Source organism: Symbiopectobacterium purcellii, assembly GCF_052050035.1.
GTDB lineage: Bacteria > Pseudomonadota > Gammaproteobacteria > Enterobacterales > Enterobacteriaceae > Symbiopectobacterium > Symbiopectobacterium purcellii_A.
The window spans coordinates 4,827,038-4,846,542 of the sequence record NZ_CP189882.1 but is presented as its reverse complement, the minus strand read 5'-3'; the positions used below and the strand labels follow the sequence as shown (position 1 = coordinate 4,846,542).

The window sequence follows — 19,505 nt, the reverse complement described above, 5'->3', positions numbered from 1 at the left end:
TCAATTCTCGCACAGTAAAGCCTATCGTCCTCTACGCTAAGAACCCGCATGCGTAGCCGCCCGTTTTACTTTGAACGATATCCCCAGGTTTAAACATCGCAGCCACCTCTTGCCTGACTCATACTACACATGACGTTTACTCTTCGCGCCCCAAGCACCCGCAAGAGTACTGATTACGGCACCGATCAGCAGTGCGAAAAAGGACCATAACGCTGCTTTTGCCGCTGCTTTTGACATCTGATCAGCTTGTTCAACCGCCTGTTTTTTCCAGTCCTCATAACGCTGCTGAGCCTGCTGTATATTTTGTTGTGCTTCGCTGAGGCGCTCGCTTACTTCTTTCACCATGCGATCACGAGTACTGATAATGTTTTCGACCGTCCGGTCTGCTTCAACGGGAGTCAGGTCGGTGTTTTGCGCTAACGCCCGCTTGATATCATCGCGGTTAATACCGGCCGCAATCGCCTTACTCCGTTGAGCAAGTTTCTCGGTTAATTGGGTTGCGACCTGTTCACTCGATTCAGTACCCACCGCCATGCGGCGCGCAGCCAGTATGATATCCTGTTTGGCACCTTGTAATTGTCGTTTGAGATAATCAGGTTGTAATGTGGGAATACCCGATTTCACTAGCGCATTTTCTACTTCACTCTGCAAGCCATCACTTGAAAGGTGCGTATCAAGCATGATCTCCTCAAACCAATTTTGCCCTGCATCCCTCACGCGAGAAAGTCCGTTGCCCAGAGATTCACCACCGCTGGATATCATCGAGCCTGTGGCTGATGCGATAGAGCCAAGCGCACTTCCCGCTGTTTTTATTGATGAACTCACCAGCATGGCTCCCAACACTGAAGCAACCAGTAACGCGCTAGCCCAATTTAAAAAGCCGTGAATCATGCCATCTTAACCCGCCAACCGGCCAGCGATAAACGATCCCGAAAATAAACTAATAACAATGGAGAACACGGTCCATAGGCCGACAGCCATTCCCACGCCATTTACCGGATCGTCTGACTTCGGCTCGACCATTGCGAAACGGCTTTGTTGAATAATTTAAGATACTGATTTATGGCTTTGTTGAATAATTTAACATGCTGATTTACATAATTATTATAACACTTCAACAACTAAGTTTTCCAGCCGTAATGCTTTTTATTGTGCTAACTACTTGATTTGTCGTTCTAACAAAATACAGTCTCTGTACATGCATTCTACCTAAAGAAGATGTAAATCAAACGGTTAAATTATTCAACAAAGCCCTGATTTATATAAGCATTATAAAATTTCAACGACTAATTTTTCCTCTCGGAATGCTTTTTATTGTGCTAACTATTTGATTTGTCGTTCTAACAAAATACATTCTCTGTAAATGCATTCTAACTAAAGAAGATGTAAATCAAACGGTTAAATTATTCAACAAAGCCTTGCGAAACCTAAGCTGCTGCCCAGGGTAGATAATAATATAGACACGGCCATCACCGTCACTATACCTGCAATGATACTGCCCCATGATATTGTCTTAATATCTTTCGCTTCATATGCAACGCTCATGTTTTCTCCAGCTTATTGATGACGATTTATGGATAAATATCAACGAGTATAGGTGAGCGGCGATGAAGGCTAACGGTTTGGATTGAAATATGAAACTTGAACATAAGAAGACAATTAGTTGCTATTTGGGTTAACAGATAATGATGTATAACTAGTGTTGGTATTACCCCAGTCTATTCATTAATTGCTATTTAATTTTCAGTATCCTTATCTATCTTATCTGGTAAGGTAAGAACAGTGATGTTAATCAAATGATAAATAAAAACCTGCGTTAACTAACGAAACAGAGAGGGAAGGGCACAACCCCTTGGCCAACGCTAATGCCAATCGCCATCAAAAGTTCGGTGATAGTCTCGTCAAACATGGCTTTGTTGAATAAATCAGAATTAGCCGACAGGATGACTCCCTCTGCTACACCTGTTATCCTATCCTGACGCTGTGTGGCATACCCAACAACGTCATACGGTTCAGCGCTTTGACCATCGCTATGGCTTCACCTACTTGAGCCTCATAGTCACGCAGGCTCAGATGGCCACCCAGCAAAGTTTTTATGCGGAACATCGCTGTTTCTGCCACTGAACGCCGGTGATAACCCACTTTCTTTTTCCACATATCAGGCTTTGTTGAATAATTTAAGATACTGATTTATATAAACATTATAAAATTTCAACGACTAATTTTTCCTCTCGGAATGCTTTTTATTGTGCTAACTATTTGATTTGTCGTTCTAACAAAATACATTCTCTGTAAATGCATTCTAACTAAAGAAGATGTAAATCAAACGGTTAAATTATTAAACAAAGCCCACATATCATTACTCCCGCTCAGACGCTGATTCGCCACCGCATGGTTACGTTCATGGTACTTGTCCGGCCAGTATTTGGCTCCGCTTCGCGGCGGGATAAGGGGCCTGATTTTCTTTCTTAGCAACGCATCGTGGCAGTAACGGGCGTCATAAGCACCGTCTGCTGACACTTCCCTGATTTTTCGGTGGGTTTGGTTAATCAGGCCCGGCAGTGCCTGCGCATCTGTCGTTCCGCTGAGCGATAAGTCGGCACAGATAATCGGCTTTGTTGAATAATTTAACCGTTTGATTTACATCTTCTTTAGTTAGAATGCATTTACAGAGAATGTATTTTGTTAGAACGACAAATCAAATAGTTAGCACAATAAAAAGCATTCCGAGAGGAAAAATTAGTCGTTGAAATTTTATAATGCTTATATAAATCAGTATCTTAAATTATTCAACAAAGCCCAGATAATCTCATGCGTCGCACTGTCTGCTGCCAGATGAAGCTTGCGCCACACTCTTCGTCTGTCAGCCCCATGCTGCCTGACTTTCCATTCACCTTCGCCAAAGACCTTCAGACCGGTACTGTCGATGACCAGATGCGAGATTTCACCACGCGTTGGCGTTTTTATGCTGATACTGACGGTTTTTGCCCGCCGACTGACCAGAGAGTAGTCCGGGCAGCGCAGTGGCAGGCTCATCAGTGTAAAAACCGAGTCGACAAAGCCCTGTAATGCCCGGAGCGACAGGTTAAACACGCGCTTTATCATCAAAACCGTGGTAACAGCCATATCGGTGTAGTAAAGCGGCCGACCACGACCTTCAGGCGAAGCACTGTCAGTCCATGCAGCGATGGCGGACTCATCAAGCCAGACCGTCAGGGAGCCGCGTTGTCTGAGTGCTTTGTTGTAGGTGGGCCAGTTGGTGATTTTAAACTTTTGCTTTGCCATGGGGAGCTGCTATCGGGAGCGATGATAGTGCTTTGATCCGGCGATCCCCTGAAAGTTCGATTTATTCAACAAAGCCGTCAAACATGTGACGAAGGCCTTAGCGCCCTGAGCGTAAACTGACACGCTACGTTAAGCCTAGGTCGCCCAGATTATGACTGTAAGACATAACCGGCACCCGTAAGCTTTCCTATTTTTCCTTAACAATTAACCCGTTAGATTCTAAAACCAACGATCTTTAAATAGCAAAACATCCCTTTAATAATGGTTTAGGTTAGCTGATGTACTATTTCAATATTCTGTATCTTGTATATATACAGTAATCAAGACTAAAACCTACTGAAAGGAATGGATATGAAAGTTTCGATGATCGTTGCCACTATGGTTCTGGCTGGTTTTAGTTTTGCTGCAAATGCGTCGATGCCGGATAATATAGCGGTATACGCTACAGCACAATCTAACGGCTCAATCTCTATTGGAAGCAAAATGGTTTACACCAAAAGTTTCGAGGTGGCAGTGGTTAAGCTATCTGGTGATGACGTCAATTTGTCTACGCTATGTTTAAAGGCGTACTCTCCTGATAATAAAGCGTTCAGGCTTGATACAGTGGATGAGGCATTGACCACCGGTATCTTGAAAGAGGGAAAACCTGTCAAAGGCATTGCCATGTTTGCCTCTGAAAATGCTACTGTGCTCGATGCCGCCGTTGTGAAAATAACTGATGATTGTAAATGACCTGCGAAGATGGTTGTATAATAATCGCACTTAACGGCTTTGTTGAATAATTTAAGATACTGATTTATATAAGCATTATAAAATTTCAACGACTAATTTTTCCTCTCGGAATGCTTTTTATTGTGCTAACTATTTGATTTGTCGTTCTAACAAAATACATTCTCTGTAAATGCATTCTAACTAAAGAAGATGTAAATCAAACGGTTAAATTATTCAACAAAGCCGCACTTAACTATCCCCCCACCTTGTTATTACAAGTGGGGGGAAGCTAATATTTATGTTTTAATTTCAGGGCCATTATAGTGTTCATTCGCCTGCAAATTGATTATTTTTGATTTTTCTTTTTCAGATAATTTGTTATTCCTTAAGTCAATTTCCATTCCATCATTGAAACTGGGTGATTTTCCTAAAATTGCCGTAATATTGTTGTTTAATTTTAAATGAGTAATGGCTTGTGGTAGGTTATCGGGGAAGGATTCTATTTTATTAAAACTAAAATCTGTAATGCGAATGTCTTTTGGTAATTTGTAAGGAATGCAAGTCAACTTATTATTGCTTGATTGAAGGTTGTCAAGGGTGTGGGGTAACTTATTTGGGAGTTTGTTTAATTTGTTATGATGAACCATCAAAAGATCGATGGAGTCTGGTAACTTGTCGGGCAGATTGGTTAGTTTGTTATGACTTACGTCAAAAACCTCAAGGGAATCTGGTAACTCATTGGGAAAAAATGTTAATTTGTTATGGCTTGTGTCTAGAACTTTAATTGAATCGGGTAATATTCTGGGCAAAGCGGTTAATTTGTTATGACTAAGAACCTATCCCAAAAGGAATTGTCAGTTAATAAGTAATGGCAATTTCTGAGGGAAGTATGGCAAGCAATAAGTGGCAGATCAGCGATGAACTCTGGGGGAAAATGGTTCCGTTGCTCGCGGAACACAAAACCCACCATCCGCTGGGTACGCATCGCAGGCGGGTTGATAATCGTGCCGCAATGAACGCCATTCTCTTTGTGCTCAGAACGGGTTGCCAGTGGAATGCCCTGAATGCCACCGGGATATGCTCGTCAAGCTCCGCTCACCGCCGCTTCCAGGAGTGGCAGGATGCAGGAGTTTTTGAACGGTTCTGGCAGAACGGGTTGCTGGCCTGCGAGCAGCTGGATGCTATCGACTGGTCATGGCTGTCGATGGATGGTTGTATGACGAAGTCACCGCTGGCAGGCTCAAAAAAACAGGACGGAATCCCACAGATCGGGGGAAACAGGGTGTAAAGCGTAGCCTGATGACCGATGCGAACGGGCTTCCCCTCTCTCTGTTTGTCTCAGGGGCAAATACCCACGACATAAAGCTGGTTGCTGATACTCTCGACGCACTTCAGACCCTGCAGAAAGCTCCGCCTCTGTCTGGACAAAGGCTATGAAGCCGGATGGCTGGAGGCCTGTCTGAAAAGTCGTCGTTACGAACCTCATATCCAGTCAAGGAAAGAGGAGTCGGAAGCCATCAAAAACACGGATTTTAAAGCTCACCGCTGGGTAGTGGAGAGAACGCACAGCTGGATGAATCGCTTTCGTCGGGTTCTGACTCGCTGGGAGAAGAAAGTCGAAAATTATGAGGCGATGCTGCATTTTACCTGCGGCATCATTGTCTGGAATAAAATCCTTTTGGGATAGTTTCTAACATTCAAAGATCTGATGGAATTCGGCAAATCATCAGGTAATTCAGTTACTACATTATTACTTATGTCTAAAAATTCTATAAAATTAGGTAAATGGCTTGGTATTGTGTTTAGCCTGTTATTTTTTAAGTTTAAACCCATAAGAGCGTCTGGTAGATTCCTGATTGTACCCTCCAATCGGTTGTTTTCAACGTAGATAATTAGAAGGGATGAAGGTAAGTTTTCAGGTAATCTTTTTAGACGATTATGTGATAGGAATAACTTAGATAAACTCGCGGGTAAGTTTTTAGGGAGAGTGATTAATTTGTTATTTTTGGCATCTATCACGGCTTTGTTGAATAATTTAAGATGCTGATTTATATAAGCATTATAAAATTTCAACGACTAATCTTTCCTCTCGGAATGCTTTTTATTGTGCTAACTATTTGATTTGTCGTTCTAACAAAATACATTCTCTGTAAATGCATTCTAACTAAAGAAGATGTAAATCAAACGGTTAAATTATTCAACAAAGCCATCTATCACTTGAAGATTTTCTGGTAAACATTCAGTCAATGTATGAAGTTGATTTCTACTAATATCCAAAGTCTTAACCTGTTTGGGAATAATGCCAGGTAATGTGCTTAAGTTCAACATGCTCAAGGCTTTGTTGAATAAATCGAACTTTCAGGGGATCGCCGGATCAAAGCACTATCATCGCTCCCGATAGCAGCTCCCCATGGCAAAGCAAAAGTTTAAAATCACCAACTGGCCCACCTACAACAAAGCACTCAGACAACGCGGCTCCCTGACGGTCTGGCTTGATGAGTCCGCCATCGCTGCATGGACTGACAGTGCTTCGCCTGAAGGTCGTGGTCGGCCGCTTTACTACACCGATATGGCTGTTACCACGGTTTTGATGATAAAGCGCGTGTTTAACCTGTCGCTCCGGGCATTACAGGGCTTTGTCGACTCGGTTTTTACACTGATGAGCCTGCCACTGCGCTGCCCGGACTACTCTCTGGTCAGTCGGCGGGCAAAAACCGTCAGTATCAGCATAAAAACGCCAACGCGTGGTGAAATCTCGCATCTGGTCATCGACAGTACCGGTCTGAAGGTCTTTGGCGAAGGTGAATGGAAAGTCAGGCAGCATGGGGCTGACAGACGAAGAGTGTGGCGCAAGCTTCATCTGGCAGCAGACAGTGCGACGCATGAGATTATCTGTGCCGACTTATCGCTCAGCGGAACGACAGATGCGCAGGCACTGCCGGGCCTGATTAACCAAACCCACCGAAAAATCAGGGAAGTGTCAGCAGACGGTGCTTATGACGCCCGTTACTGCCACGATGCGTTGCTAAGAAAGAAAATCAGGCCCCTTATCCCGCCGCGAAGCGGAGCCAAATACTGGCCGGACAAGTACCATGAACGTAACCATGCGGTGGCGAATCAGCGTCTGAGCGGGAGTAATGATATGTGGAAAAAGAAAGTGGGTTATCACCGACGTTCAGTGGCAGAAACAGCGATGTTCCGCATAAAAACTTTGCTGGGTGGCCATCTGAGCCTGCGTGACTATGAGGCTCAAGTAGGTGAAGCCATAGCGATGGTCAAAGCGCTGAACCGTATGACGTTGTTGGGTATGCCACACAGCGTCAGGATAGGATAACAGGTGTAGCAGAGGGAGTCATCCTGTAGGCTAATTCTGATTTATTCAACAAAGCCCATGCTCAAATCAAGGGAATCAGTTTTTCTTTCCAGAGCATCTCGCATTCTTCGCACTGCAACGGGCTTTGTTGAATAATTTAACCGTTTGATTTACATCTTCTTTAGTTAGAATGCATTTACAGAGAATGTATTTTGTTAGAACGACAAATCAAATAGTTAGCACAATAAAAAGCATTCCGAGAGGAAAAAATAGTCGTTGAAATTTTATAATGCTTATATAAATCAGTATCTTAAATTATTCAACAAAGCCACTGCAACGTCGCGTTGTTCCCCCATACGTTGTGAGGAATTCTTTCCCCATTCAGACCAAATCTTATAATACTCCCATTCATTTTGCTCTGATGTTGTAGCCTGCGAAGAAATAGCTATCGCTGGCGTTGTATTCATCAATGATTTTGAGTATAAAATACCCTCTTTTTTAATAGTAAGCATGTTAACTATCCTATTAATTAGTTTTTACAATTTTCGCCTAAAGAAAGAGATTTGTGATATCAAATAATAGGAATTACGGTGAAATGTGTAAAGATGCCAGAGTGTTAGGAATCTAATTTGAAGATGATAGGTAATACTATTTACTGAAACGTCTTCTCTCATGCAGGATATTATTGCCGTCCGGCGTCATGCCAAGCGTGTTCTGGCTAAAGATGGCTTTGTTGAATAATTTAAGATACTGATTTATATAAGCATTATAAAATTTCAACGACTAATTTTTCCTCTCGGAATGCTTTTTATTGTGCTAACTATTTGATTTGTCGTTCTAACAAAATACATTCTCTGTAAATGCATTCTAACTAAAGAAGATGTAAATCAAACGGTTAAATTATTCAACAAAGCCGCTAAAGATAGCTATGTAAGTTTACACTGAATACAGAATGTAGGGCTGATTTCAGACATTTGCGGGCCGAGTCAAGAAAGCATTATACAATCAATTAGATAAAAAAAGACCGAATACGATTCCTGTATTAGGCTGTGTCCCTTAATTACGTAACCGGGCGTAAAACAAGCGGATGCAGCCCAGTTTCACCATTGCTAGATAGTTTCTTGCCGTTTTTTCATAACGTGTGGCAATCCGTCTATATTCCTTTAAACGGCCAAAACATCTTTCTACAACGTTGCGACGGCGATAAGCATCACGATAAAGTTGTGAGCGTCCATCTGAAGCCAGTTTTTCATTTGATTTTCGGGGAATAACCGTTTTTATCCCTCTTCTTTTCAACTTGTTACGGAGTGCATTGCCAGAGTAGGCTTTGTCAGCCAGTACCGCATGACCACGACGCTTCATGCTACCGTTCTGCCGTTGCACGCCAATGCCGTCCAGGAGTCGTAATGCGAACAGGCTTTCGTGAGCCTGCCCAGCACTCAGTACGATATTTAGCGGGATGCCGCTTCCGTCAGTCGCCATGTGGATTTTGGTGCCATAACCACCTCGTGAGCGACCCAGGCTGTTATCGTTGGTAATATCGGGATGTTTTTTTGAGCGCCAGCCGCACATTTGAGCGCACGGATATTGCTGCCATCCAGCGCAATGGCTGACCAGTCAACAAGTCCATGAGCATCAAGAAATGAAAGTAACCTATTAAAAATAATGTTAATAACTCCAGACTTTGACCATCTATTGAAACGGTTATAAACGGTTTTCCATGGGCCGTAACGTTCAGGTAAATCACGCCATGGGGCATCTGAACACAGTATCCAGAACATGCCGTTGACGATTTTGCGATGTTCTGCCCATGGCCGGCCTGCGGAGATGTCAAAACGGTTGGTAACAAGGGCTCAATGATTGCCCATGCTTCATCAGAAAGATCGTAGCGAGCCATAATCCAAAAAGTGTCCTAGAAACAGATGGATACTATAGCTCAAGCAATTAAGGGACACAGCCTAGGTCTAGGGAAATGGCTCTTGGGAGAGAGCCTTGCGCTAAAAGTTGGCATTTGTGCAAGCTGAATCAGCCTTGCCCTTTAAAGCGTAGCCAACTTCTCACTGATTACCAGTGTTGCAGAGTAGTTCGTTTCATAACTGGAACAGCTTTCACACCTCAAGATAACGCACCATTATCCATGCATTAACATGTGGCTGAAATGTAGTCAGTTTTTAAATCACCCTGCGGCGCAAAGCTGTTCACCGCGTTCGATAAATGGCTGTAAATCTTTCTTCTTGCCCGGTTCAGTGGGGTCGTCCAGCCAGATCACGATCGGTTGCCCATTAACCTGGCCGTTTTTCATTTGCGCCTGTGCGGCCGCGTTAAGTGGGTACTGCATCAGCGTCCCGGTGCTCAACGCAAAAACAGCCTTACCCGGGCGGCAAATCAACTGGACCTCTTCACGAGTAAACGCCCAACGTTCGCCATATTGCTGGCGGCTTAACGTCACCAACTGGGCGGCGGCAATGGCATCAGCACCAAGCGTGGCAAGGGTTAGCGCTAAAATGATCTTTTTCATCGTGGTATCTCTGTGCTGAGCTGATAACGTGGCAAAACTACCTATCGTTAATCAGCGAGTTACATAAATGAATCTGAACGCGATCATAAGGGCTGCGCGCGGTGAAGTCGAGCCATGGATACCATCGGTGTGGTTGTCATCAAGCGTGTTGCTTAATAGTGAAATAAGGGTGTTTCGGTGATTGAAGTAAATTTTACGCTGTTCTGAGATGGAAATTCCAAAGACCGGCGCTAAGGAGTAAGAAGGTATCATCAATAAAGGGTCTACGATTCCGTAAAATTTGGGTCATGCAACCGAGGCGCTTGATACCCGCGATGGCGTGTTCAACTGTAATACGGATGCCCGAGATTATTTTATTTTCTTGTTTTTGTTCGAGACTGTAAAATAATCTGTGTAAATGGCATTTTGAGGAAAACCTTCAAAGGATAACAAAATGCCTATCAGCAACGAACTTATCAACTGCTTCAAGATTGTCACTCCCCTCAGGATCTGCTGGGTGAATCAGGCCTACTCAAGGTGCTGACTAAAAGACTGGCGGAACGGGTTCTTGAAGCTGAGATGGAGATGCACCTTGGGTATGCTAAGCATGACCCGGCAGGTAATCATTCAGGCAACTCCCGCAATGGCAAGACATCCAAGAGCGTACGTAGCCAAAATGGGGAGATCGAGCTCGATATTCCGCGCGACCGCAACAGTACCTTCGAGCCGGCACTGATCGGTAAGAACGAAAAACAGCTTAACGGCTTCGATGACCGCATTATTTCTCTCTATTCCAGAGGGTTATCAACCCGTGATATTCAGGCACACTTTAAAGAAGTCTACGGGGTCGATGTTTCCGCTGGCTTCATTTCTCAAGTGACCAATGCTGTGATGGATGAAGTTAAGCGCTGGCAGCAACGGCCGCTGGATGCGCTTTATCCCATTGTTTACCTTGACTGTATTGTTGTCAAAAGCCAGGACGGCGGAGCCGTGGCCAACAAGTCTGTTTATCTGGCCCTCGGCGTCAACGGCCAGGGCGAAAAAGAGCTGCTGGGGCTATGGATAGCCAAAACTGAGGGGGCCAAGTTCTGGTTATCTGTGATGACAGAACTGAAAAATCGTGGGCTAAAGGACATCTTCGTCGCCTGCTGCGATGGCCTGAAAGGCTTTCCTGATGCCATTGAAGCTGTTTACCCGCATACGCGGGTACAGCTCTGCATTGTGCATCAGGTGCGGAACTCGCTGCGCTACGTCGGCTGGAAAGAGCGTAAGGCGGTTGCTGCTGACCTGCGCACCATCTATAGTTCCGCAACGCTAGAGGGCGCTGAAGAGGCCCTGGATGCCTTCGCGGCCAAATGGGATGAGCAGTTCCCGACGATCAGCCCGTCGTGGAGAAATAATTGGGAACGTCTCATCGTCATTTTTGACTTTCCGCCGGAGATCCGCAAGGTTATCTACACCACCAACGCGATAGAGTCGTTAAATGCTTCATTGCGCAAGATAACGAAAACGCGACGAATATTTCCAACGGATGACTCGGTGATAAAATTACTCTATCTAGCCTTGCATAATATCTCTGCTAAATGGACCTTGCCAATCAGAGACTTGAAACCTGCTATGAGCCAATTCATGTTGATGTATGGAGAACGAATCTCCGGTTAAGCAATGGAGCCATTTACACAAAATTCTTTACAGACTCTGGCGAGGAGCAACCCGCTGTAAGCAACAGCAGGAGAGATAAGGGTATTACAGCGCGGTAGTTCATGGCGATCCTTGGATGATCACGGCGTACTCTTCCTATTATAGAGCAGTCAGGTACGGGGCTGAGGGCGCGAATCGTGCTGCTAACAATAGACCAGGGTTTTGATCTTGATTAACGCAATAGTGCGTCAGGCGCGATGAGGCATTTAATCCCTGCGCTTTCAGCGGTAGGATAATGAGGCAAACACAATAATCATCTATAACTCCCTCTTTTTCATGATATTAGAAAATGTGATATCTGGAGGCGGAAGGGAAACAATCAAGGAAATTGTCCTATGTTAATCTCCGAGCGTCAGCTTCGAGACGTTACGTACCTTTTATTGCAAAAGGCAGGTTCACAGGCTGATGAGGCGCGCTGTGTTTCCGATCATCTGGTCAATGCCAACCTCAAAGGTCATGATAGTCACGGCGTCGGAGTGTTGCCGCACTATGTGGCATTTATCGCCAAAGGGATCATGCATCCTAATACGCCGGTACGTTTGTTGCGTGACGGGGGAGCGGTATTGCAGTTCATCGGCGATCGTGGTTTTGGTCAGCGCACCGGTAAAGAAGCGATGGAGCAGGCGATTGCCAGAGCAAAAACCACTGGCGTGTGCCTGATGACGCTGGCCTCCACATGCCACCTCGGACGGATTGGCACCTACGGTGAAATGTCGGCCGAGGCGGGGATGGTGGCGATTCATTTTGTCAACGTGAATGATTTGGATCCGATTGTGGCACCATGGTGCGGCCGTGAGGCGCGTTTTGGTACCAACCCCATCTGCATCGCATTTCCTAAAAGTGAATATAACCCACCGTTTGTGCTCGATTTTGCCACCAGCATCGTGGCGTTGGGCAAAACGCGTGTGGCCTATCTGGCCGGCAAGACGTTTGATGAAGAGGTGATGCTCGATAGTCAGGGCGTTTCTACCAACGATCCCAAAGTGATGTGGGAAGATGAAAAACCCGGCGCGCTGAAACCCATTGCACGCCATAAAGGCGGCGGGTTGGTGCTGGCGGCAGAGATGCTGGCAGGGCTGCTCTCTGGCGGCGGTACAATCCAGCCGGATAATGAGCGTAAAGGGGCGATCATGAATAATATGACAACGATCGTTATTGACCCGGCGGCAATGGTATCGATGGACTGGCTGCAAAAAGAGTATGATGCCATGCTGGACTATGTGCGGACCTGCCCGGCGGCGGATGCTGAACATCCGGTGCTGATTGCCGGTGAGCCAGAACGTATTGCCTGCGCACAACGTCAGGCTAACGGGATAACGCTGTCCGATCAAGAGTGGGCCAATATCGTTGCTGCGGGCGTGTCTTTAGGGATGACGGAGCAGGAGTTTGCTGTCGTTTTATGCCCCATTATGGCGCGTATGCCTGCTGTGCATACGCGTCAAAACTCGGCGCGTTCATGGGCCGGGATCCAATAGCCGTCGATAAAATCCTCTATCGGAAAACATCCCGCCCGTCGTAAATGTTGCTCATCCATCGCACTCAGGCACTGCGCTTCATTGAGATAGGCATCAATGACAAGATTTTCGCAACCGTGGCCGAGATAACAGATAAAGACAACCAGTGCGTACATAGGCGTTTACCCTCCCAGTCACTGGCAGTAGCCCTAGCGAGAGTGTAGATGAAAATGAGGCACTGAGAGTTAAACTAACCCTGTTTACCGTGCTGCGTGCCGGCACCATCACGCACCAGTTCGCGCGGAAGATTGTTTTTTATACGGCTGCCGATACGTTTGGTCAATCCGACCGGTGTGTGCTGATAGGTGAGCACTACTTCATCGCCGGTAGGGAGTTCGTCGGGATAACTGTCGCGCCCCTGATACCATTCACAAGCCAGCGCGTCGCTCAGTGCGTAAGCGTGTGGTGCCTGTGCATCTGCCAGCGAAAACCTTTGGCATAGCGTTCCGCCAGTTTGAGGCCAATGCGCGAGAAGCGTATCTTGCCAAACAACGCACTGAGTGCGGTGGGAAACAGCCAGATTTCATTGTCACGCAGCCAGAGTTGCTGCTGCTCTGGATCCCAGACCAGGCCTGCCTGATTGGCAGAAAGCGTCACCGCGTGTTTATCTTTGCATGCTACTGGCGTGAAGGGGAACTTACCCACGTTAAAACGCGGTATGGGTAACAGGGGGATGGTCGCGGTTTTGCGCAACCGCGCGACAAAGAAACCTTCACTGTCGTAAATTTGCGGGAATACGTGGAGATATCCCTCTTCAGTCAGCGCATCTTCTGCGCCGGGGAAGAGGTCACCTAACGCTTCGATCGCACAGGCCTGAGGGAATGCATCGAGCAGATGCTGACACACCTGCTGGTTTTCCTGGGCGTTGAGCGTACAGGTTGAGTAAATGAGTACACCTCCAGGCTTTAATGCATGAAACGCGCTGACGATCAGTTCCTTCTGGGTTTGCGCCAACTCCGCCATACTTTCCGGTGACCAGTGGCGCATGGCATCCGGGTCTTTGCGTACCACGCCTTCGCCGGAACACGGCGCATCAAGCAGAATGGCGTCGAACGTCTCAGGCAGGGCCGCGCCGAATACGCGGCCATCAAAGTGCGTCAGCGCACTGTTGTGTACGCCGCAGCGGCTGATGTTGGCATGCAGTACCTTGACCCGGCTGGCCGAATATTCGTTAGCGACGATCCCGCAGTTATTGCCGAGCCGTGCCGCAATTTGTGTGGTTTTCGACCCTGGTGCTGCGGCCACGTCCAGCACCAATGGCGATGGGGTTATCTCTCGCGACAATAACGCGCTTTCCTGCGCGTAAAACAATGCGCTGACCGGCAGCATTGAGCTGGATTCCTGCAAATAAAACAGTCCACTTAAATGGGCAACCGTGTTGCCCAATCGCAGTTGTGTTTCATCCGGGCTGACCACCCAAAACCCTTCTTTACACCAGGGGATTGATGCCAATTGCCAGCCCCAATCCGCCGCCAGTGCCAAAAAGTCATTCACGCTAATCTTCAACGTGTTGACGCGCAGACTGCGCCTTAACGGACGCTGGCAGGCAGCAATGAATTCATCAAGGGACAGATGCGCGGGCATGATGTACTGAATCGCCTCAAGAAACGCGGAGGGCAAAGAAGGAGAGAGGGGCTTCACCACGGTGGTAATACCTCGTTACAATAGCAGAAAAATGCGGGTGATATTCTGATAGTGTAACACGGCACGTGGCTGCCGTCGCTCATCACGCGACGGCAGGATCAACGCTGGTTATTCAGGAATGGCAGTACCCCATTCGCGCCACTCTTTGGGCTCTTGTCCCAATAATAGGAAATGCTTACCGGGGGTGGCAATCGGCGCTAAGGGAACGGCGGGCGGGGTGGCAAAAGCGATACCGCCGCGAATAAATTGCTGGAAGGTACCGGTTTTCAATAAGCCGCCGCCCAAGCCAAACTCCAGTTTGTAGCCCGATGCCAGCCAGAATACCGAATTGCTGCGCACCAGATGCTGGTGTCGCTTGCTGATACGCAATGCCACCATCACCCGATCGGACAGCGGTCCCAGAGAAAGGCCAGTAACCGTCCCCACCTCAACGCCGCGAAATAGCACTGGTGTCGCCACTTGCAGCGCACCGGCTTCCGGCGCATCAACCACGATATTCAGCCCATCTTGATATAGCTAAACGACTTAATTTTGATTACATTATTTAAATGAGCTATTCAATTGATTTTAGACGTAAAGTGATATCTACACGGAAAAACGAAGGGTTGAGTATCCGAGAAACAGCGAAGCAATTTCGGATTGGCCCTGCCTCTGTATCGCGTTGGATTAATCAAATAGAGTCAAAAGCATCGACCACGCGTCAGCGAAAGATCGATAAATCCGAGTTGATAAAAGATGTTGAACAATATCCAGATGCTTACCAAAAAGAACGTGCAGAGCGTTTTGGCGTTTGTCAGAAGGCCATTTGGCAAGCGCTTAAAAAGCTGGGATTGACCTATAAAAAAAACTCTACGTCATCCGAAAGCCGACGAAAACGCCCGGCAGGGATTTCAACAAAAAAAACAACAGTATGAAAAAGAAGGTAAACCTATTGTTTTTATTGATGAAAGTGGTTTTTCACACGATGCCCCACGGACTCACGGCTATTCCCCAAAAGGTCAACGGTGTTTTGGCCTGAAGAACTGGGGAGCTAGGGGAAGAACAAATGTTATCGGCGCTTTATTAGGCACAACGCTGTTTGCTATCGGATTATTTGATATCAATATTAACAGCGATGTTTTCTATGCCTGGGTCACACAAGTCCTTATCCCAGTACTCCCTAAAAACAGTGTAATCATGATGGACAATGCCACTTTTCACAAAAAACATAATATTCAACAAGTCATCATCGATGCAGGGTATATGGTGGAGTATTTGCCTACATATTCGCCAGATCTTAACCCAATTGAGCATAAATGGGCACAAGCAAAAAGCAAAAAAAGAGAGATGGGTTGCGATACAGAGAGTTTGTTCTCAGTCCATATGGTGTAATCAAAATTAAGTCGCTTGGCTATAACGGGAATCGGAAATGGTCGCCTGTTGCAGTTCGAATTGGCGCTGTTGCGCCCCGTTGCCTGGCTCGACATTAATGTAGGGTTGGAGCAGGGTTTCCAGATGATCGACGCCAGCTGCTGAAATTTGCGGCGTCACCACTGAAAAGCGCGTGCCGGCACTAGCAAAGGCGTTAACGTACTCGGGGTAGAGCACCGCTTGCGCCAATACATCGTTGCGCTGTTCCGCCAGCTTAAGGGAGTCCAACCGACCAATCTCAATACCAAGGTAGCGAATCGGCATGCCGGCTGAGAGTGAACTGGCGTCATAAGTCCGCAATTCAATGCGGCTACCGATCGCACGTGCAGCGGTTTCAGTGTTATACAGCAGCCGCTTTCCGCCTTTGGTTTCAGGAGCCCCTTCGAGATTATCGAAACTGATGGCGCCTTTGATTGCCCGGTTAAGGGGCACGGCCTGAACCGTCAGTCCGGAGGTGCTCAGTTGCACGCGGGCTCCGCCCTCGGCCCAGAACACGCTGCGTTCAGTCAGCAGTTTGCGATACTCCGGATGCAGGTAAACCTGGACGTCGAAGGTTTCTGCACCGGGACGAATACGCATGATTTCGCCGACCTGAAACTTGCGGTATAACACAACCGAGCCTTCCTGAATGTCCGGTAGACTGTCGGTGACCAGCGTTAAGGTTGGGCTGGGCGTGCTGCCTTTGATGCCTTCTTGCGCATTATCCCGATCACTAAACAGGGTATAGTGAGCCAGCGGCTCACCTTGTGTACCGGGTAACACCATCACACCGCCGCTGAGCCACTCTTGCGGGCTGGCTCCGATCATTTGCACGCCCTCCAACCCCAGTTTGACGTTTAGCCTGCTGTTGACGATAAAGATGCTGTCTTTGTGCAGCAGAGCACGGTATTCGGGTTCGATGCTAGCATCGAAGGTGACGCCTTTTTCGGTCAGCGTGCGCTGAATGATCTGCCCGATCTGTACGCCATGTAGCAACACGGGTTGGCCAACATCAATGCCATAGCTCTGTGCGGCAGACAACTGAACGGTCAGCGTATCGGGACGTAAGGCCTGCGTGCCATCAATCAGTGGAAATATTTGGCGCGGCTCTCCGTCGCCGGGAATCAGAGTTAGCGTTGGACCGGTTAACAGGCGAGAGAGGTTAAGATCGTTCAAGGTCAGCCGTGGTTTGGTGAGTTCAATACGTGTGCCTTCACGCATCAGCGGTACAACAGAGGGGTCGATAATCAACTTTCCGGTGACATTCCCGTTGCCAGGGTCCAGCACCAGTTTTTGTACACTGCCCACTTCCAAACCCTGATAAAGCAGCGGTGTTTGTCCGGTTTTCAGCATATTGGCGGAGGGAAGCGTTAAGGTAATCGCCACACCGCGCTGGCTTTGCGCCAGATTAGGGTAGAGTCGGTATGCTTGTTCCGCGCTGGCGTTATCGCTTCCATCCGGTGAGTCAAATGCGACAGCGCCATTGACCAGTGCCGCCAGGCTTTGCATTTCTACTTTGGCGCCGCCCGGGCTGATATCCGCCTTGATGCCGGACACATTCCAAAAGCGGCTCTCTTTCTTGATTAAATGCGTGAAGCGGCGCTCGATAAGAACATCAACTGTCACGCCTTTATTATCTGGGGTTACGGTGTAATCGTACACTTTTCCGACGGGTATCTTGCGGTAATACACCAGCGAGCCCGCGTTGAGTGACCCTAGGTCATCGGCATGCAGATGCACCAGTAACTCCCCACTGTTGACCCGGTATTTCGGTTGAGTATCCAGCGCAGAAAAGTGCGCCTGCGGCTCGCCGGGGCCGGGCATCATACCTATATAGTTACCGCCAACCAGAGCGTCAAGGCCGGAAACGCCAGCTAATGAGGCTTTGGGGGTTACCAGCCAGAATTGTGTCCCGCTGCGTAGCGCTTCTTTCATGTCACTTTTAATGCTGGCTTCAACCTGAATGGTCCGCAGGTCTTCACTCAGCGAAATGTTTTGTACCGTCCCGATTTCGACACCTTGATAACGCACCGGAGTTCTGCCAGCCACGATGCCGTCAGCAGAGATAAAATCAATGGTGACCGTGGTTCCGCGCTCTTGCTGATTGGTGTAGAGCAACCAGCCGGCAATCAGCAGTGCAATAAAGGGCAGCAGACAGAACGGCGATATACGACGCCTATGCTTAATCGCGGTTCGTGTTGACTCGGGTGTTGTTGAATCGTGTTCCATGGGTATCCCACATTAATCGGCTATCCAGCCATTCCGCAGCAAGAATGGTCAAAATAACGGCCGCCCCAAAATAGAAGGCCGCCGGGCCTAAGGTAAAAGCCAACAGTTGGTCGCGATTTACCAGCGACATCATCAAGGCGATGACGAACAGATCCAGCATCGACCAGCGGCCAATCCAGATCATGGCACGTAACAAGCGCATGCGCGTCATGATAGCGCGCTGCGTGTGCAGATGTATGCTCAACAGCAGGGTGCTCAGCACGATAACCTTGGTGAAGGGCACCAGTATACTGGCGATAAAAACCACCGCCGCGACAGACACATTGCCGTTTGCCAGCGAGAGAATACCTGACAGGATATAGCTAAACGACTTAATTTTGATTACATTATTTAAATGAGCTATTCAATTGATTTTAGACGTAAAGTGATATCTACACGGAAAAACGAAGGGTTGAGTATCCGAGAAACAGCGAAGCAATTTCGGATTGGCCCTGCCTCTGTATCGCGTTGGATTAATCAAATAGAGTCAAAAGCATCGACCACGCGTCAGCGAAAGATCGATAAATCCGAGTTGATAAAAGATGTTGAACAATATCCAGATGCTTACCAAAAAGAACGTGCAGAGCGTTTTGGCGTTTGTCAGAAGGCCATTTGGCAAGCGCTTAAAAAGCTGGGATTGACCTATAAAAAAAACTCTACGTCATCCGAAAGCCGACGAAAACGCCCGGCAGGGATTTCAACAAAAAAACAACAGTATGAAAAAGAAGGTAAACCTATTGTTTTTATTGATGAAAGTGGTTTTTCACACGATGCCCCACGGACTCACGGCTATTCCCCAAAAGGTCAACGGTGTTTTGGCCTGAAGAACTGGGGAGCTAGGGGAAGAACAAATGTTATCGGCGCTTTATTAGGCACAACGCTGTTTGCTATCGGATTATTTGATATCAATATTAACAGCGATGTTTTCTATGCCTGGGTCACACAAGTCCTTATCCCAGTACTCCCTAAAAACAGTGTAATCATGATGGACAATGCCACTTTTCACAAAAAACATAATATTCAACAAGTCATCATCGATGCAGGGTATATGGTGGAGTATTTGCCTACATATTCGCCAGATCTTAACCCGATTGAGCATAAATGGGCACAAGCAAAAAGCAAAAAAAGAGAGATGGGTTGCGATACAGAGAGTTTGTTCTCAGTCCATATGGTGTAATCAAAA

At 47.1% G+C, this 19,505-nt stretch carries 12 protein-coding genes and 10 pseudogenes; 8 read left to right on the top strand and 14 right to left on the bottom strand.

Annotated features, from left to right (window positions below; genetic code table 11):
• Nucleotides 1-123 precede the first annotated feature (123 nt).
• The 4 genes and pseudogenes from ACQGXV_RS32830 to ACQGXV_RS32815 all read right to left on the bottom strand — a co-directional run.
• Nucleotides 124-891: a CAP-Gly protein gene (locus tag ACQGXV_RS32830; protein WP_440864355.1), complete on the bottom strand. Its 768-nt coding sequence runs from the start codon at nt 889-891 to the stop codon at nt 124-126.
• Between the two features lie 1,074 nt (nt 892-1,965).
• A pseudogene (locus ACQGXV_RS32825) lies at nt 1,966-2,154 on the bottom strand (IS5/IS1182 family transposase); the annotation flags it as partial.
• 195 nt (nt 2,155-2,349) lie between these two features.
• Nucleotides 2,350-2,640 (bottom strand): annotated as a pseudogene (locus tag ACQGXV_RS32820) (transposase); the annotation flags it as partial.
• Nucleotides 2,641-2,787: 147 nt separating this feature from the next.
• Nucleotides 2,788-3,285 (bottom strand): annotated as a pseudogene (locus ACQGXV_RS32815) (IS5 family transposase); the annotation flags it as partial.
• 351 nt (nt 3,286-3,636) lie between these two features.
• Between ACQGXV_RS32815 and ACQGXV_RS32810 the strand changes: the two are divergent.
• A complete protein-coding gene (locus ACQGXV_RS32810) occupies nt 3,637-4,017 on the top strand; it encodes a DUF4354 family protein (RefSeq protein WP_440864354.1) in 381 nt (126 codons plus the stop codon).
• 275 nt (nt 4,018-4,292) lie between these two features.
• On the opposite strand, the gene ACQGXV_RS32805 is transcribed toward ACQGXV_RS32810, so the two are convergent.
• Nucleotides 4,293-4,805 (bottom strand): hypothetical protein, encoded by a 513-nt coding sequence (locus tag ACQGXV_RS32805; RefSeq protein WP_440864353.1) that lies wholly within the window; start codon nt 4,803-4,805, stop codon nt 4,293-4,295.
• 80 nt (nt 4,806-4,885) lie between these two features.
• On the opposite strand from ACQGXV_RS32805, the pseudogene ACQGXV_RS32800 reads away from it, so the two are divergent.
• Nucleotides 4,886-5,683, top strand: a pseudogene (locus ACQGXV_RS32800) (IS5 family transposase).
• Here the strand turns inward: ACQGXV_RS32800 and ACQGXV_RS32795 are convergent.
• Nucleotides 5,620-6,069, bottom strand: coding sequence for a hypothetical protein (locus ACQGXV_RS32795; protein ID WP_440867845.1), 450 nt, complete (start codon nt 6,067-6,069; stop codon nt 5,620-5,622). The pseudogene ACQGXV_RS32800 and the gene ACQGXV_RS32795 overlap by 64 nt on opposite strands.
• Nucleotides 6,070-6,406: 337 nt before the next feature.
• Here ACQGXV_RS32795 and ACQGXV_RS32790 point away from each other — a divergent pair, with 337 nt between their 5' ends.
• The gene (locus tag ACQGXV_RS32790; RefSeq protein WP_440863224.1) at nt 6,407-7,330 is read left to right on the top strand and encodes an IS5 family transposase; all 924 of its coding nucleotides are present in this window, start codon (nt 6,407-6,409) and stop codon (nt 7,328-7,330) included.
• A gap of 281 nt (nt 7,331-7,611) precedes the next feature.
• Here the strand turns inward: ACQGXV_RS32790 and ACQGXV_RS32785 are convergent, their stop codons facing one another.
• The 3 genes and pseudogenes from ACQGXV_RS32785 to ACQGXV_RS32775 form a co-directional block, all read right to left on the bottom strand.
• A complete protein-coding gene (locus tag ACQGXV_RS32785) occupies nt 7,612-7,821 on the bottom strand; it encodes a leucine-rich repeat domain-containing protein (protein WP_440864352.1) in 210 nt (69 codons plus the stop codon).
• Between the two features lie 544 nt (nt 7,822-8,365).
• A pseudogene (locus ACQGXV_RS32780) lies at nt 8,366-9,206 on the bottom strand (IS5 family transposase).
• Between the two features lie 279 nt (nt 9,207-9,485).
• The gene (locus tag ACQGXV_RS32775; RefSeq protein WP_440864351.1) at nt 9,486-9,827 is read right to left on the bottom strand and encodes a YebY family protein; all 342 of its coding nucleotides are present in this window, start codon (nt 9,825-9,827) and stop codon (nt 9,486-9,488) included.
• Between the two features lie 433 nt (nt 9,828-10,260).
• On the opposite strand from ACQGXV_RS32775, the pseudogene ACQGXV_RS32770 reads away from it, so the two are divergent.
• Both ACQGXV_RS32770 and ACQGXV_RS32765 read left to right on the top strand, forming a co-directional pair.
• A pseudogene (locus tag ACQGXV_RS32770) lies at nt 10,261-11,468 on the top strand (IS256 family transposase).
• Nucleotides 11,469-11,842: 374 nt separating this feature from the next.
• Complete coding sequence (locus tag ACQGXV_RS32765; protein ID WP_440864350.1) at nt 11,843-12,982, top strand: malate/lactate/ureidoglycolate dehydrogenase; 1,140 nt, start codon at nt 11,843-11,845, stop codon at nt 12,980-12,982.
• On the opposite strand, the gene ACQGXV_RS32760 is transcribed toward ACQGXV_RS32765, so the two are convergent.
• The 3 genes and pseudogenes from ACQGXV_RS32760 to ACQGXV_RS32750 all read right to left on the bottom strand — a co-directional run.
• Nucleotides 12,946-13,137 carry a YebW family protein gene (locus ACQGXV_RS32760; RefSeq protein ID WP_264625007.1) on the bottom strand — a complete coding sequence of 64 codons (192 nt, stop codon included), beginning with the start codon at nt 13,135-13,137 and terminating at the stop codon, nt 12,946-12,948. The two genes, ACQGXV_RS32765 and ACQGXV_RS32760, sit on opposite strands and share 37 nt — an antisense overlap.
• 74 nt (nt 13,138-13,211) lie before the next feature.
• Nucleotides 13,212-14,665 (bottom strand): annotated as a pseudogene (gene rsmF, locus ACQGXV_RS32755) (16S rRNA (cytosine(1407)-C(5))-methyltransferase RsmF).
• 108 nt (nt 14,666-14,773) lie between these two features.
• Nucleotides 14,774-15,178: pseudogene (locus ACQGXV_RS32750) on the bottom strand (MlaD family protein); the annotation flags it as partial.
• Between the two features lie 35 nt (nt 15,179-15,213).
• On the opposite strand from ACQGXV_RS32750, the gene ACQGXV_RS32745 reads away from it, so the two are divergent.
• Both ACQGXV_RS32745 and ACQGXV_RS32740 read left to right on the top strand, forming a co-directional pair.
• Nucleotides 15,214-15,579 (top strand): IS630 transposase-related protein, encoded by a 366-nt coding sequence (locus ACQGXV_RS32745; RefSeq protein WP_440862584.1) that lies wholly within the window; start codon nt 15,214-15,216, stop codon nt 15,577-15,579.
• Nucleotides 15,503-16,036 (top strand): IS630 family transposase, encoded by a 534-nt coding sequence (locus ACQGXV_RS32740; protein ID WP_440862665.1) that lies wholly within the window; start codon nt 15,503-15,505, stop codon nt 16,034-16,036. The genes ACQGXV_RS32745 and ACQGXV_RS32740 overlap by 77 nt, the downstream gene beginning before the upstream one ends.
• Before the next feature lie 21 nt (nt 16,037-16,057).
• Here ACQGXV_RS32740 and ACQGXV_RS32735 read toward each other — a convergent pair.
• Together ACQGXV_RS32735 and ACQGXV_RS32730 are read right to left on the bottom strand one after the other, a co-directional pair.
• Nucleotides 16,058-18,283, bottom strand: a pseudogene (locus ACQGXV_RS32735) (MlaD family protein); the annotation flags it as partial.
• Nucleotides 18,237-18,659, bottom strand: a pseudogene (locus tag ACQGXV_RS32730) (paraquat-inducible protein A); the annotation flags it as partial. The pseudogenes ACQGXV_RS32735 and ACQGXV_RS32730, both read right to left, overlap by 47 nt.
• Nucleotides 18,660-18,677: 18 nt before the next feature.
• Here ACQGXV_RS32730 and ACQGXV_RS32725 point away from each other — a divergent pair.
• Nucleotides 18,678-19,499, top strand: coding sequence for an IS630 family transposase (locus ACQGXV_RS32725; protein WP_440864349.1), 822 nt, complete (start codon nt 18,678-18,680; stop codon nt 19,497-19,499).
• Nucleotides 19,500-19,505 lie beyond the last annotated feature (6 nt).